Origin of the sequence: Absiella sp. AM29-15, from assembly GCF_003434225.1 — a bacterium.
Taxonomy (GTDB): domain Bacteria; phylum Bacillota_I; class Bacilli_A; order Erysipelotrichales; family Erysipelotrichaceae; genus Hoskinsella; species Hoskinsella hominis.
This window is the reverse complement of record NZ_QVFL01000020.1, coordinates 37,331-52,225: the sequence shown is the minus strand read 5'-3', so window position 1 is coordinate 52,225 and position 14,895 is coordinate 37,331. Positions and strand designations below refer to the sequence as shown.

Here is a 14,895-nt window from a genome sequence, read left to right as displayed (position 1 = left end):
TTTTACATTTTTTCCTGATTTCAGTTATAAAAATGTAAATTTATTTGATGAATCTGCAAATACGGACTTTTTTTATTTATTTTCTGGTAAAAGATCAATCACACAGAAATTGTCGACATCTATCATCTGACAGGCATCTTTTACATCCTGTAGTGTAATATCATATAATACATCCATAGAAGCAAAGAAATCGCTTTGATCAAAATAATTACGTACCATGGTAATCGCAATATCATCAAAACTGTTTAAGCTTCGTAAAGATTGTCCATAATAGCGCTTTTTCAACTGTTCAAGTAAACTTTCAGAAATACCTTCCTGCTTAATCTTTTGAACAATATCCTTTACAATCGCTAAGAATGCTTCTTTTTTATTTGTTTCACTATAAAACATCATCATACCATAATCTTTACCCAGATCGACATCACTGCCCACAAAATCATTGATAATACCTTCATCTAACCATTTCTGGAAGTCTGGATTTAATGATGAGAAGGTCGCATCCAATACCATACGGATCGCCCACTCCTTTTTGATACGTTCATAAATATCTTCTACACCACGCATCTTATACGCAATGGAAAGCTTTGGCATACTGACATCCATTTGAAATTCAAAATCTTTTCTGGCTGGTTCATAAGGTTCTTCCTGCATCATTCTTATAACCTTTTTACCTGCTGGAAAAGTTTTGGCCTGTTGGTTTTTCTTGATTTCTTTCAATAAAACTTCAGGATCTTGTGCACTGACACCCACCAAAATCATCTTACCTGGATGATAATTAATATCATAACACTGTTTTAACTGTTCCAAAGTGATAGATGTGACACTTTCTGCATCGCCACCGATATCATAGCGTAGTGGATGGTGTTTATACAAAGATGAAAATGTTTCCATCAGCAGGCGCTGATCACTCATCTGTTTATACATATTCAGCTCCTGTATGATAATTCCCTTTTCTTTTTCTACGCTTTCCTTCGTAATGGATAAATCTTGTACAAAATCTAATAATAAATGTAAAGGCTGAATGACATCTGCTGTGGTAGAAAAATAATATACCGTTTCTGTATAAGAGGTAAATGCATTCACATTGGCACCCATATTGGAAAATAAATCCATAACATCTCCATCTTCCATTTCAAACATTTTATGTTCTAAAAAATGTGCGATACCTGCAGGAAAATCATATTCTTTCCCATCTTCATCCTTTTGTTTCATGTCTAACGCCCCTAATGGCGTTGCCATCATAAACAGACTTTTCGCATAATCTGGTTTCTGCCATAAAACAACATGTAGTCCATTATCCAAGGTTTCTTCCACATAACTTTCCTGATAACGTTTATTCTCCTTCTTGATCATGAGCATCATCCTCCTTTGTGACAATCAGCGTTTGTTTCAATTCACAACGGGAAATCACGCGAAGCACATCTTCTCTTGTGACTTTTTGTATAAGTGAAATGATATCTTCACTTGTATAATTGCGTTGTAAAAGTGTGTTTTGATATGCAAGAGCAATCAATGAATTCATAGAATCATCACTTGCTCGAAGGGAATTGATGATCATCGTTTTACTTACTTCCATTAATTCATCTTTAAAATCGCCATTTTTTAATCGTTCAAACTGTTCCATAATCAGTGTTCTGGTCTTTTCGATATTTTCTTTTTCTATACCTGTTGTTACACCCAGTGCAGCATCATAACTGATAAGATTACTGAAGATAGAATAACATAAACTGTTTTTCTCACGTACTTCCTGAAACAAAAGACTTGTAGAATATTGACCAAACATTGCATTCGCAACACGCAAGGCGTAATAATCTTTATCAACTGCACTTGTATTGGTGAACCATGTCATCATGATATAACTTTGAGAAATATTTTTATACTGTTGTGCCACTTCCGCATGTAAATCATTTTGAGCTACATAATAGCTTTCAAAAGCAGTCTTTCTTGGTGTAAAGTTCAACTGGGAAGCGATGGTTTCCATCATATCTTCTTGGATATCACCACAAATCATAATATCAATTTGATCATGTTGGATCATATCTTCATAGACCTTTTTGACATCATCTAAACATAAGGCTTCTACATTCTGTTTTTCACCTAGTGCAGAAATACCCAGAGAAGTATTCTTACCTGCCAGCTTTAAACACTCATTAATGACATATTGCGCTGGATCATCTAACATTCGTTTAATTTTTGATAATAAAATATGTTTTGATTCTTCAAATGCTTCCTCACTTAATAAAGGAGAAAACAAGATTTCTTTTAAAAAGCTCAGCCATTCTGTAAGGATATCTTCCTTTTCATCCACAAAACAGGGATGTATGATTTTACTTCTGATTTCAATGATCTGACTTGAACCATATCCTGCCGTCTGTGCATTCAGGGTAGCTCCATATAAGGCATCCTGTTCATCACTCATTTTTTTCTTTGTATCATAGTGTTTACTGCGATCACACAGCATCAATGCCAAAAGACTTCTTGCGCATGCTGTTTTTCGTTCCAAGGTATTTTGAAAACGTATACTGATTCCAATATCTTTAAATTTCTTTGTCTGTATTTTATGCAGTCTGACTCCTGTTGTTATGTCCATTCTAAAACCTCCATATCCTTAGTATAAACATGTATTACTATTTTAACACAAACAGTATCTTTAAACACTGTCTGTTTCAAAAAAACAACTCCTGAATGTCAGGAGTTATTCCATTTCTTCTTGTTCACTCTTTGCGTACACTTCTCTTGGCTTACTGCCACGGCTTGGTCCAACGATTCCCTTTTCTTCCATGGTATCGATTAAACGTGCTGCCCTCGCATATCCAATACTGAATTTACGCTGAATCAGTGATGTACTTGCTTTTCTGGTCTGTATAATGAATTCTTTTACTTCTTCATAAAGAGGGTCACTAACATCATCGCCAGAGGAGCCCATACTGTTATCTAACGCTTCTAATCGAAGGAATGCGTCTTCATATTTAGGTTTTGCCTGTTTTGACACAAAATCACAGATTGCCTGAACTTCATCATCTGATACAAATACTCCCTGTACACGTGTTGCGACAGTTTCTCCAACAGGTACATACAGCATATCTCCATAACCTAACAGTTTTTCTGCGCCCATTTGATCAAGAATTGTTCTTGAGTCAACAGCACTGGAAACAGCAAATGCAATTCTACTTGGAATATTTGCTTTGATTACACCAGTGATGACATCCACACTAGGACGCTGTGTTGCGACAATCAAATGAATACCCGCAGCACGTGCCAGCTGCGTGATACGCTGGATACTGCCTTCTACCTCTTTTGCGGCCACAAGCATTAAATCAGCTAACTCATCAATAATGACAACAATCCAAGGCAAACGCTGTAACTGTTCTTCAGGATGAGCATCTAGATATGCATTATATCCCTGTATATTTCTAACACCTGCCATCGAAAATAACTCATAGCGGTTGTCCATCATTGTCACAATGACTTTTAATGCACGATTTGCTTCTTCTCCATCTGTAATGACTGGACCAAGCAAGTGTGGTACCTTTTGATATGGTGTAAATTCTACTTTTTTGGGATCGACCAGAAGCAGCTTGACTTCATCTGGTTTTGCACGCATCAGGATAGATGTAATAATGGAATTCACACATACGGACTTCCCACTACCTGTCGCACCCGCAATCAATAAATGCGGCATCTTGTTTAATTCCCCATAAACACAGTTTCCCATCAAATCTTTTCCAAGTGCAAACAGGCATTTACTGTCCGCATATTTTTCGGGTACATTCTTCATCAATTCCTTCATGCTTACCGTAGTTTTTTCTACATTTGGAATTTCAATACCCACACTGGATTTTCCAGGAATCGGTGCTTCTATACGAATATCTTTGGCTGCCAACGCCATTTTGATATCGTTTTGAAGATTACTGATTTTATTTACACGTACGCCAAGATCTGGTTTTACTTCGAATTTTGTGACACTTGGACCAATATGCGTCGCCACAAGGGTGGCTTTGACACCAAATTCATCCAGTATTTCAATCAGCTTGCGGCCACTGTCATTGGCAGCCGCAATGTTATTCATGTTTTTATTCTTTTTGCCAGGATCTTTTAATAAGGTTAAACGCGGCAGTTTATACTTACTAAAATCCTGAGTAAACTCCGATACAAAGGTATCTTCTTTACCAATTGTTTCTTCGATGATTCGTTTATCATCCTGTTTTTTATGTTCATGGAATCCAACCACAACATCGCTGTTTGGTATGTAAGGTTCTTCTTCCGGTTCTGGTTCTACTGGTATATGCTCCTTACTGCTTTCGATATCAAAATCATCATCGATATCCAGAAAAGATACCTGACCAGGTTTTACTCGATCATCCAGACTGATTTTTCCAAGCATGGTTTCATGTTTTTGCTGGGTACGCTCTCTTGCTTCCTGTTCTCTGGCTTCTTTTTCTCTGCGACGCTGTTCTTGTTTATCATTTCGCTTTTGTTTTCTTTGTCCACCATTGCTTTTCCATGTTTGAAAGGGTTTCACCATATTGGCACCCATTTCCTTTATAGAAGCAAACGGCGCCCCGCAAAGCAGTAAAATCAAACCTAAGATAACAAGTGCGCCAACAACGATCCATGTTCCTTTATAATCAAACAGAAAGGTACTTAAAGATACCAAGAAAGCACCAATCAAGCCACCTTTTGCGGCTATTTCACCTTTTAATACAAGCATGCTGTCTTTTAAAAACTTACTGAAAATATCCATACCTTTTAATGTCGTATCTTCTGGTACACTGGCCGCAATGATCCATGCCAAAAGCAACACTCCGATACCTAAAAGGTATTTTACAGGAATATCCTTCATGCTTTTTTTCAACATCATGGCAATACTGCCAATGATGACGAGGGCATAAACAACTCCATATAAATTTCCAAATACATAGCGAATAATTCCAGTCGTTGTTTCTCCAATGAATCCGATTTGTAATCCACCGATAATGGATAACGTAATCAGCACCAGGGCATAAATGTATACCAGAATTTCATTCTCCAGTTTCTGCTTCTGTTTCGTTGATTTTCTAGTCTTAGCCTTTGCCAACGCAAACCTCGCCCCTTCCTACATAAAATTTTAAATATTAATTTCTAGAATCACAGGCAACACCATTGGACGTTTTCCTGTTTCCTTCATCAGATATTTACTGATTTTATCTCTTGCTTCTGCACGAACCTGCAAATTGTCATAACGTTTTTCTTTGACAGCAGCTTCAATACAGCGTTCCATAATATTACCAACTTCTTTGATAATATATTCTGCATCTTTTAAATAGATCAAACCTCTTGTTTGTACATCTGGTCCATTGATGACTTCTTTTGTCTTAAAGCTGACACCTACGCCAACTACCATGACACCATCCGTAGATAACACTTCACGATCTTTTAATACAACACCGGTAACGTCCCAGTTTTCTTTACCATCAATCAGTGTATCTTCCAATTCCAGACGTTCGCCAACACTGGTCAACACTTTGTTTTCAAACTGTGCAACCTGTCCATTGTCTAGAATTAAAATCTTATCTGGTCCATATCCCATCTTGGTCGCAAGGTTCGCATTAACATATAAATGACGATATTCACCTTTTACCGGAATATAGTATTTTGGACGGAATAAATACAGCATCATCTTTAAATCCTCACTGCTTGGATGCATGGATAAAACCGTTTTTCCATCCAGTGTAAAGATTTTTCCGCCTTCTTTATAGATTTCATTTTCCATGACATTGGCATCATTTTCAGTACCACTGACAATAGGACTTGCGACAATAATGGTATCACTTGTTCTAAAGGATACAAATTTATCTTCATGATTGGCAATATTTGACATCGTACGGAATAAGTTTTTACCACTTCCTGTCAACAGAATCACGATATCTTCCATTTCATCATCGAAATTCTTTTCTGTAACCTGCATTTCTTTTGGTACACGATAGTATTTCATTTCTTCTAAAATCTTTAACATATCGCGCATATCTTTATCATGGAAGAAAATCTTACGATTGAATTTTTTAGCTAGCTCAATGATCTCAATAATACGGAATAAACTCTGTGAATAACTGGAAATCAATATTCTTCCTCTGCTTTCTTCAAAGATTGGTTCAATCAAAGAAGTTACACGATGTTTTGGTGCTGTATGTCCACTCTTATCTGCATACTGGGATTCACATAAAAGACATAATACACCTTTCTTTCCAATATCACTTAATTCATTTAGATCACACAGGAATTCTTCCTGCAGCATATCGTAATCAACGATGAATTCACCTGTATACACGATATATCCCTGATCTGTTTGAATAGCCAGACCAAAATTATCAGGAAATGCATGTGTCATTGGGAATGTTCTTACCTTGACACCACCAATTACCTGTTTGCTGGCACGTTTCATGCGGTGAATCTTCGCATTCTTCACACCTTCTTTTTTCAGTGTTTCATGAATGATGTTCGCAGTTAATGGTCCTGTATAGACAGGGATGTTGATTTGTTTTAAAAGATATGGCAACGCCGCAACGGCATCGTCATGTGCATGTGTAATAAAGATACCCTGAATTCGATCTTTATTTTCAATTAAATACGTAAAGTCCGGAATGATAAATTCCACTCCTAACTGGTCTGTGTCCGGATATTTTAAACCGGCTTCAATAATAAATATAGCTTCATTGACTTCTACAACGTACATATTTTTTCCGTCTTCATCAAGTCCGCCAAGCGCAAAAATGCGTACTTTATCCATAATAGTTTTACCTCCAATTTATAGTTGTTATTATGTTTTGCTGATTATAATTCTTCAAAAGCACGATAAACTGGTTATATTATACCACGTTTTTACATCTCTTAGGCGATTATTGCTTATTTTTCAAAAATTTTTTCCAAGAAAAAAAGTGATTACTCACTTCTTTATAGCTGTTCTCCATCCAGAGAGAAGGTTTTCGCATCCGTAATTTTGACTTCTACAATATCTCCTGGCTCTGCATCTTTTCTTACAAAGTTTACAAGTTTATTGGTGTCTGTATATCCACTGTAAATGTCTTTATTTTTCTTACTTGGGCCATCTACCAGCACCTTTACTGTTTTACCGATATATGCCAGATTTTTTTCTAATGCATACTTATTCCAACGTTCGTTTAACTGCTGTAAACGTTCTTGTTTTTCTTCTAAAGGAATATTATCTTCCATTCGTGCCGCAGGTGTTCCTTCTCTTGGAGAATAAATAAATGTAAATGCATTATCAAATTTACATTCATCAACTAAATCCAACGTATGCTGGAACTGTTCTTTTGTTTCATTTGGGAAACCAACGATGATATCTGTAGATATTGCACATCCAGGAATCTTTTCTTCAATCTTATGAAACAGCGTTTTATATTGTTCGATAGAGTAACGTCTGCCCATTAGCTTTAATACATCACTGTCACCGCTTTGCACTGGCAGATGGATAAATGGCATGATATTGTCATATTGAGCAATGACATCGACCATTTCATCACTGAAATCCCATGGATGACTTGTTGTAAAACGAATACGTTCTATACCAATTTTCGCAGTTTCTTCCAACAGTTTCGCAAATCCGCCTTCAATATGTAGATCTTTTCCATATGAATTTACATTTTGACCAAGCAATGTTACTTCTTTGAATCCTTCTTGTTTTAATGTGCGGATTTCATCCAATACATCCTCCATAGTACGGGAACGTTCTTTTCCTCTGGTATATGGCACAATACAATAGGTACAGAATTTATCACATCCATACATGATATTTACCCATGCTTTATGTTTGCCAAAGCGTCTGACAGGAAGATTTTCAATAACATCGCCTTCCTTGCTTAACACTTCCACACTACGTTTTCCATTCATCATGACCTGATATAATAATTCAGGCAGACGATGGATATTATGTGTTCCAAAAATCAAATCAACATGACGATATTTTTCCAATAGTGTCTCTACGATTTCTTCTTCCTGCGCCATACAGCCGCATAATCCAAATACAATATCTGGTTTTTCTCTTTTTAAACGTTTTAAAGAGCCTAATTCCCCCAGCACTTTATCTTCAGCGTTTTTTCTTATCGCACAGGTATTTAACAGGATAAAATCAGCATCCTCTGGATTATCACATGGTGTAAATGCCATTTCTTCCAGAATGCCTGCCAATGTTTCAGAATCACGTTCATTCGCCTGACATCCATAGGTACGCAAATAATATTTTTTACCCTGTCCAAGCATTTTGATTTGTTCAGGAATCTGAAACAGATTTTTTTCTATGTGTGCTTCTGCATTTGTTCTTTTTTGTGCTTCCTTTAAATCTGGAAGTGCCCAACCTGGCTGTTTTTTCATAATGATTACAACTCCTTTTTTTCTATGATGTATATTTTTAAAGAATACCTTAAAAAAACCAAGCGTTTGCTTGGTTTACTGAGAGATTGCTTCAACTGGGCATGCGCTTACACATGAACCGCAGTCAATACAAGTTCCTTCATCGCATACAGATTTGCCGTCACCATTCATTGATAAAGCGCCAACTGGACAAACCCCTACACAAGCACCGCAACCGATGCAAGCATCTTCATTTACATTAACTGGCATTCTTTATTCCTCCTTTACAACCGTTTCTATTATAGCGGAAAAACGCTCATAACGCAACATTTTTATGTTATTTCGCAACATTGATATGCTTACATTGTAAAAAAGAAAGGGAACACAAGGTTCCCTTAATTCTCATCTGGTCGAATTTGAATTCGTTCTATCGCAATTGCCTGATTTGTTTTATCATCAAAGCTAACAAGTGCCCCACAAAATATTGCTGGACCTTGCGCTATTGTAAATCGTGTTTTCTCATTTGTCATGAAGCGTGTCAATATCTCATCCACATCTCTACCTAACACGCTGGTATATGCGCCACACATTCCCAAGTCGGTAATAGCAGCAGTTCCACCTATGATACGCTCATCGGCTGTCTGTACATGTGTATGTGTCCCTACAACTGCCCCGATACGTCCGGCAAAGTTATACGCAAAAGCAATTTTTTCACTAGTTGCCTCCGCATGCAGATCCACAAGATAAATATCCGCATCAATATCCTGCAATACATCTTCCATACAATAGAAAGGAGAATCTACAACATCGTTCATCCATATCTCTCCGCATAGATTTGTAATCGCAACTTTTTTATTTAAAACATTCACGACAATAGTACTTTCTCCGTAATCACATGGCTCCATATTGGCTGGACGTACCATTCGATCAGCATCTTCAATAAAAGTATAGATATCATTCTTGGAAAATGTATGATTTCCCATTGTGATGACATCTACGCCATAACTTAACAGCTGATGATAAATCTTACGGGTAATGCCCTTTCCATGTGCGGAGTTTTCACCATTGGCAACCACCAGGTCCACTTGAAAGCGTTCCTTTAATTCGGGCAGCAGATTTTTTACAACCTCTCTGCCACTGGCACCAACAATATCTCCAATAAATAAAACATTCATACTATTTTGCTAATTCACATGATCTAGTTTCACGAATGACAGTAACCTTGATTTGACCAGGGTATGTCAATTCAGCTTCGATCTTGTCTTTGATATCACGAGCTAATTTGTGGCAGGCAATATCATCCATTTTTTCTGGAATTGCCATGACACGTACTTCTCTACCAGCCTGAATTGCATAACTGGATTCCACACCATCAAATGATTTTGTGATCTTTTCCAGTTCTTCCAGACGGTTGATGTAGTTCTGTAAAGATTCATAACGTGCACCTGGACGGGCTGCACTTAATGTATCCGCTGCAATAACCAGATTACTGATTAAGAATTCTGGTTCCACTTCCCCATGGTGTGACTGGATTGCATTTAATACAACTTCTTTTTCACCATGCTTCTTACAGAATTTATAGCCAAGTTCAATATGACTTCCCTCAACTTCAAAATCCATTGCTTTACCGATATCATGTAACAGACCTGCACGCTTTGCCAATTGTTGGTTTAAGCCAAGTTCTGCGGCCATCATACCACTTAAGTGTGCAACTTCCATACTGTGCTGTAATGCATTTTGTCCATAAGAATAACGATATTTTAAACGTCCGATCATCTTCACGATTTCACGATCAATTTTACCAATACCAAGTTTGAATACTGTATCTTCACCAGTTTTCATAATATTAGTATCCATTTCACGTTTGATCTTATTGACAACTTCTTCAATACGTCCTGGTTGAATTCTTCCATCTTTAATCAAATGCTCTAATGCAAGTCTTGCAACTTCACGACGGATTGGATCAAAACAGCTGACGGTAATTGTTTCCGGTGTATCATCAATAATCAAGTCAACACCAGTCGCCTGTTCAATTGCCTTGATATTACGTCCTTCACGTCCGATAATTCTACCTTTCATTTCTTCACTTGGTAGTGCAACAACAGAAACAGTTCGTTCAATTGCTTCATCGTTGCTTAAGCGTTGAATGCTTAATGCCACAATATTTCTAGCTTTTTCATCTGCTGTCGCCTTTGCTTCTTCTTCTTTTTCTTTAATGTAAGATACTAATTCTTTTTCCATGCGTTTTTCAGTGATTGCGAATAATTCTTCTTTCGCTTCTGCAGTGGTCATCGCTGCTACACGTTCTAACTCCTGTACCTGTACATCAATCTTTGCCTGTAATTCTTTATCTTTTTTATCTAGCATTGCCATTTTATCAGCTAATTGCGCATTTTTCACATCAATTTGTTTTTCTTTACTTGTTAATGTTTCATCACGGAAATTCAGGTTATCTTCTCTGCGTAACAGTTTGTTTTCCATATCTGTTACTTCCTGTTTTCTCTCTTTGATTTCTTTTTCTGCTGCAATCTTTAATTCATGTGCTTGTGTACGACCATCTAATACTGCTTGTTTTACCATAGAATCAGCTTTTGATTCTGCTTCCTTAAGCATTAGATTAGCCTTTTGCTGATCTTTATTTAAACCCGCTTTTGAAATTACGATCATTACAATAATTCCTAAAGCAAGACCTGTCAACCCAGATAAAAAGATGATTACGCCATTATTCATAGCATATCTCCTCCATTCATCTTGTGTTTATTTTAGGAAGTAAGTTTCTTCCTGTATTCTATTGTACCTAAAAAATAGAAATTTCACAACAGAAAAGTGTAACATTTCCCAAACAAAATGCTAAAAGCTAAAGCGTTTCCATAATTTTTATCGCAAAAGGAAAAGAAGAAGCTGGGATTTACCCTTGTGCTTCTTCTTTCTTTTCTTCTTTTTTCTCTGTTTTTTTCTTTGCTGTTTCTTCTTCCGCAGGTTTAGGATTCATCTTTTCTTTCAAGATGCCTTCTACTTCCTTCATAAAATCAGGATGTTCTTTTAAATAGTTTTTCGCAGCTTCCTTACCCTGTCCGATTTTTTCTCCATTATAAGAGAACCAAGCACCGCTTTTAGCGATGATATCATAATCTACACAGTAATCTAGCAGCTCTGCCACATAAGAAATTCCTTCTCCATACATAATTTCAATGGCGGCTGTCTTAAAAGGTGGCGCCACTTTATTCTTTACAACTTTTACATTTACTTTATTACCAATGATTTCTGTACCATTTTTAATTGCTTCACTTCTTCTGATATCCAAACGTACAGAAGAATAGAATTTTAATGCTCTTCCTCCAGGCGTTGTTTCTGGATTACCAAACATGATACCTACTTTTTCACGCAACTGATTGATGAAGATTGCAGTACATTCACTACGATTCATGACGCCGCTTAATTTACGCATTGCCTTTGACATTAAACGAGCCTGTAAACCTACCTGTGAATCTCCCATTTCCCCATCTAATTCTGCCTGTGGTACAAGCGCTGCTACAGAGTCTACAACAACTAAATCAATCGCACCACTTTTAATCAACATTTCTGTGATATCTAGTGCCTGTTCTCCACTATCTGGCTGAGAAAGAATCAAATCATCAATATCTACACCTAAATTTTTTGCGTAAATAGGATCAATTGCATTTTCTGCATCAATAAATGCAGCACGTCCACCCTTTTTCTGTACCTCCGCAATGGCATGTAAAGCAAGGGTTGTTTTACCACTTGATTCAGGACCATAAATTTCAATGATTCTGCCTTTTGGATATCCGCCGATTCCAAGTGCCTCATCAATTTTCAATGAGCCACTGCTAATGGCATCCACTTCTACTGCTGCTCGATCCCCCAAGCGCATAATGCTACCTTTTCCATATGCTTTTTCAATTGTTTTGATAGCTTCACTTAGTGCCGCATCATTTTTCTGTGCTGCTTTTTCTGCACTTGCACTTTTCTTTTTTTCATCCATAAGTTCTACCGTTGTCATCCTTTCTAAAGTGTTTATTATGATAAGCGTTCGCAAAGCTTTTGGCACATGAAACGCACCGCTTCTTCACGAACTTTATTTCGTTCTTCCTGAATTTGAAGCTGATAAGCAATTACATCATCATGATAAGCAATTGCACAATATACTTCTCCTGCCGGCTTGCCCTCCATTGCTGATGGACCAGCATTACCAGTAAAAGAAACACATATATCCACATCTAATAGCTGCTGGGCTTTTTTTGCCATTTCTATTGCACATTCTTTACTGATGACCCCATAGGTATCAACGATATTTTTATCTACATGTACAACATCCGTTTTTATACAGGTTGCATAAGTCACTACGCCACCCTTCAAAACCGCACTTGCCCCAGAAACAGAAGCAAGGCTTGCGCAAAACAAGCCTGCCGTAAAGCTTTCACAGCTTCCTATTGTTAAATTTTTTGCTTTCAATAATGCAATCAGTTCCTGCATTTACATCGTCTCCATTATGATATCTTTTAATTCCATGAAATACTTGATTCCACTAATCACAGAAGCAATCATTGCTCCCCATACCAGAATATCCGCAACAGGCAGTTCAAAGAACGCAAATGGGATATTATGTAGTAACAGGAAAATAATCGCAAACATCTGTAAAACGGTTTTTACTTTACCCGGCCATCCAGCAGCCACAACAACACCTGACTTGCTGGCGTTCATACGAAGTCCATCTACAATTGTATCTCTCCAGATCATGACAATAACGGGAATCACACTGACAACACCCTGCACTGCAAATAGCACAAACATCGTGTTTACCAGCAATTTATCCGCAATTGGGTCAATGAATTTTCCAAAAGATGTCACAAGATTATTCTTTCTGGCAATATTTCCATCCAGAAAATCTGTGAATGAAGCAATGGCAAATAATACTAAGACCACAAGATCCATAGGTGCCACACTGACACTTACTCCCTGAAACTCCCAAACCAGCGTGCCCATATCATAAGGCAGCAGATATAAAACAGCGATTACCGGTACCAGTATGATACGAAACATAGATAATTTATTAGGCAGATTCATACGCATTACCCAAACGTGATTTCCAGAGTATAAGAACCTCCAGAATACATCACAGATTCATCAATTTTTAATGACTTATCATTCACTTTTACACCAATATTGTAAATGTGTCCAAAGTATAGTTGTACTTTTGTACCCTTCTTGGCAGTCACTTTCGCATCAACTGGTTTTTCAGCATGATCTTTTGAATAATAAATAATTCCTGCAGGATCACTTAAAACATTTGATTTACCATCTTCTACAACCGTTACACTATAAGCTGTATCACATCCGATAAATAAAGTGCCGATCGTTATTTCATCGCCTTCTTTATAATCTGTGATGGTATAGTGGGTTGCGTCATTTTTAGTAATCGTCAGTTCTTTTTTCTCTTCTTCTTTTGGCTTTTCATCTTCTTTTGGATATGTATTCGTTGCACCTTCACTTGGTACATCTGCCACTGGCGGTTTTACATCCGGAGAATCATCTTTCTTACTAGAATTTAGATAAATGACAAATGCCGCCATCAGAATGATTGCAACAACTGCTGCTACAGCAATCAAAGATACTAAAGAAAAATCAGGTTTTTTCATTTTTTTCTTATTTTTCTTTCTCACTGTATGCGCATGATGCAATACTTTTTTTCCATCTTCTTCAGTTTTTGAAACTTTGCTTAATTCTGTTTTAGAAATGCGTTTTTCCATTTCCTCATGTTCCATCGTCATGGTATTGGTAAATGCCATTGTATAGTCATCTACACATTCACGAAGATCATCTTTTACATCTTCAAAATCAATTCCTACTGCTTCACAATAGGATTTCACAAAAAAGCGAAGGTATGAAAGATCATTCTTAAAAAATGAAATATCTCCTTCTTCCAGCGCTTTAATATGCTTTGTAGTTAATCTGGTTTTCTCACTGATTTCTTCAATGGTCAACCCCAGCTCTAATCTTTTTTCTTTCAATAATTTACCGATGTTTTCCATAGAGCACCTCTTATTCTGTATTACTATGACCTGATTTGCTAATCTCTATTATTGTAGCATTCATTTTTTGATATGTAAATCTTATATCCTTAAATTTCCATTAATTTTCGTAAGAAAAAAAGCTGTCTTCTGACAGCTTTTACCAGTTCATTTCATAAGCCATGTTCTGTAGCCTTTTTCAAGGTGACAGTCATTTATCTACATGATTGCTCATGTTCCCCAATGGTTTCATTTCACCAAAGAAGGATTCCCCTACCAAATTTGGGTTTCTCGCTTGCGGGGTTTACCCGTTCCATCTTTAAGATTTCTCTTAAAGCTCGTCTCTGTGGCACTTTTAAAGAAGTTATGCCATAGCATGAAGCCTTAGGCATCCTTCAGCCGTCAGTTTAACACTGCCTGGATTTATTTTTTCATCCAGCACAAACACTACGATCATCGCAGATCGTGCGAGCATGGACTTTCCTCTAGCCATAATGGCCAGCGACTGTCGTCATGAACT

At 37.1% G+C, this 14,895-nt stretch carries 12 protein-coding genes and 1 other RNA gene; all 13 read right to left on the bottom strand.

Translation table 11 applies throughout. The annotated features are described in order from the left end of the window. Positions 1 to 72 precede the first annotated feature (72 nt). Entirely contained in the window at positions 73 to 1,353 is a 1,281-nt protein-coding gene (gene yfmH, locus DW761_RS17655) for an EF-P 5-aminopentanol modification-associated protein YfmH (RefSeq protein ID WP_117518937.1), read from the bottom strand. Then, positions 1,334 to 2,590: an EF-P 5-aminopentanol modification-associated protein YfmF gene (gene yfmF, locus DW761_RS17650; RefSeq protein ID WP_117518936.1), complete on the bottom strand. Its 1,257-nt coding sequence runs from the start codon at positions 2,588 to 2,590 to the stop codon at positions 1,334 to 1,336. Before yfmF ends, yfmH begins: the two co-directional genes overlap by 20 nt. 105 nt (positions 2,591 to 2,695) lie before the next feature. Next, positions 2,696 to 5,077 (bottom strand): DNA translocase FtsK, encoded by a 2,382-nt coding sequence (locus DW761_RS17645; protein ID WP_117518935.1) that lies wholly within the window; start codon positions 5,075 to 5,077, stop codon positions 2,696 to 2,698. Positions 5,078 to 5,107: 30 nt separating this feature from the next. Then, positions 5,108 to 6,766, bottom strand: a complete 1,659-nt coding sequence (locus DW761_RS17640; RefSeq protein WP_117518934.1) for a ribonuclease J — start codon at positions 6,764 to 6,766, stop codon at positions 5,108 to 5,110. A 164-nt stretch (positions 6,767 to 6,930) separates the two neighbouring features. Beyond that, positions 6,931 to 8,367 carry a tRNA (N6-isopentenyl adenosine(37)-C2)-methylthiotransferase MiaB gene (gene miaB / locus DW761_RS17635; RefSeq protein WP_117518933.1) on the bottom strand — a complete coding sequence of 479 codons (1,437 nt, stop codon included), beginning with the start codon at positions 8,365 to 8,367 and terminating at the stop codon, positions 6,931 to 6,933. A 75-nt stretch (positions 8,368 to 8,442) separates the two neighbouring features. Beyond that, the gene (locus DW761_RS17630; RefSeq protein ID WP_117452238.1) at positions 8,443 to 8,616 is read right to left on the bottom strand and encodes a 4Fe-4S binding protein; all 174 of its coding nucleotides are present in this window, start codon (positions 8,614 to 8,616) and stop codon (positions 8,443 to 8,445) included. 125 nt (positions 8,617 to 8,741) lie between these two features. After that, positions 8,742 to 9,521, bottom strand: coding sequence for a TIGR00282 family metallophosphoesterase (locus DW761_RS17625; protein WP_117452240.1), 780 nt, complete (start codon positions 9,519 to 9,521; stop codon positions 8,742 to 8,744). A 1-nt stretch (position 9,522) separates the two neighbouring features. Then, complete coding sequence (rny, locus tag DW761_RS17620; protein WP_117452242.1) at positions 9,523 to 11,076, bottom strand: ribonuclease Y; 1,554 nt, start codon at positions 11,074 to 11,076, stop codon at positions 9,523 to 9,525. A 178-nt stretch (positions 11,077 to 11,254) separates the two neighbouring features. Beyond that, the gene (gene recA, locus DW761_RS17615; protein ID WP_117452244.1) at positions 11,255 to 12,349 is read right to left on the bottom strand and encodes a recombinase RecA; all 1,095 of its coding nucleotides are present in this window, start codon (positions 12,347 to 12,349) and stop codon (positions 11,255 to 11,257) included. Between the two features lie 35 nt (positions 12,350 to 12,384). After that, positions 12,385 to 12,840: a CinA family protein gene (locus DW761_RS17610; protein WP_117518932.1), complete on the bottom strand. Its 456-nt coding sequence runs from the start codon at positions 12,838 to 12,840 to the stop codon at positions 12,385 to 12,387. Next, positions 12,841 to 13,431, bottom strand: coding sequence for a CDP-diacylglycerol--glycerol-3-phosphate 3-phosphatidyltransferase (gene pgsA / locus DW761_RS17605; RefSeq protein WP_117452470.1), 591 nt, complete (start codon positions 13,429 to 13,431; stop codon positions 12,841 to 12,843). A gap of 5 nt (positions 13,432 to 13,436) precedes the next feature. Further along, positions 13,437 to 14,396, bottom strand: coding sequence for a helix-turn-helix domain-containing protein (locus DW761_RS17600; protein ID WP_117518931.1), 960 nt, complete (start codon positions 14,394 to 14,396; stop codon positions 13,437 to 13,439). Positions 14,397 to 14,546: 150 nt separating this feature from the next. Beyond that, positions 14,547 to 14,892: RNase P RNA component class B (gene rnpB, locus DW761_RS17595), an RNA gene on the bottom strand. Positions 14,893 to 14,895 lie beyond the last annotated feature (3 nt).

Coding starts and splice junctions, on each gene's coding strand:
- yfmH (WP_117518937.1), bottom strand. CDS start 1,353: ATGATCAAGAAGGAGAATAAACGTTATCAGGAAAGTTATGTGGAAGAA.
- yfmF (WP_117518936.1), bottom strand. CDS start 2,590: ATGGACATAACAACAGGAGTCAGACTGCATAAAATACAGACAAAGAAA.
- DW761_RS17640 (WP_117518934.1), bottom strand. CDS start 6,766: ATGGATAAAGTACGCATTTTTGCGCTTGGCGGACTTGATGAAGACGGA.
- miaB (WP_117518933.1), bottom strand. CDS start 8,367: ATGAAAAAACAGCCAGGTTGGGCACTTCCAGATTTAAAGGAAGCACAA.
- DW761_RS17630 (WP_117452238.1), bottom strand. CDS start 8,616: ATGCCAGTTAATGTAAATGAAGATGCTTGCATCGGTTGCGGTGCTTGT.
- DW761_RS17625 (WP_117452240.1), bottom strand. CDS start 9,521: ATGAATGTTTTATTTATTGGAGATATTGTTGGTGCCAGTGGCAGAGAG.
- rny (WP_117452242.1), bottom strand. CDS start 11,076: ATGAATAATGGCGTAATCATCTTTTTATCTGGGTTGACAGGTCTTGCT.
- recA (WP_117452244.1), bottom strand. CDS start 12,349: ATGGATGAAAAAAAGAAAAGTGCAAGTGCAGAAAAAGCAGCACAGAAA.
- DW761_RS17610 (WP_117518932.1), bottom strand. CDS start 12,840: ATGCAGGAACTGATTGCATTATTGAAAGCAAAAAATTTAACAATAGGA.
- pgsA (WP_117452470.1), bottom strand. CDS start 13,431: ATGAATCTGCCTAATAAATTATCTATGTTTCGTATCATACTGGTACCG.
- DW761_RS17600 (WP_117518931.1), bottom strand. CDS start 14,396: ATGGAAAACATCGGTAAATTATTGAAAGAAAAAAGATTAGAGCTGGGG.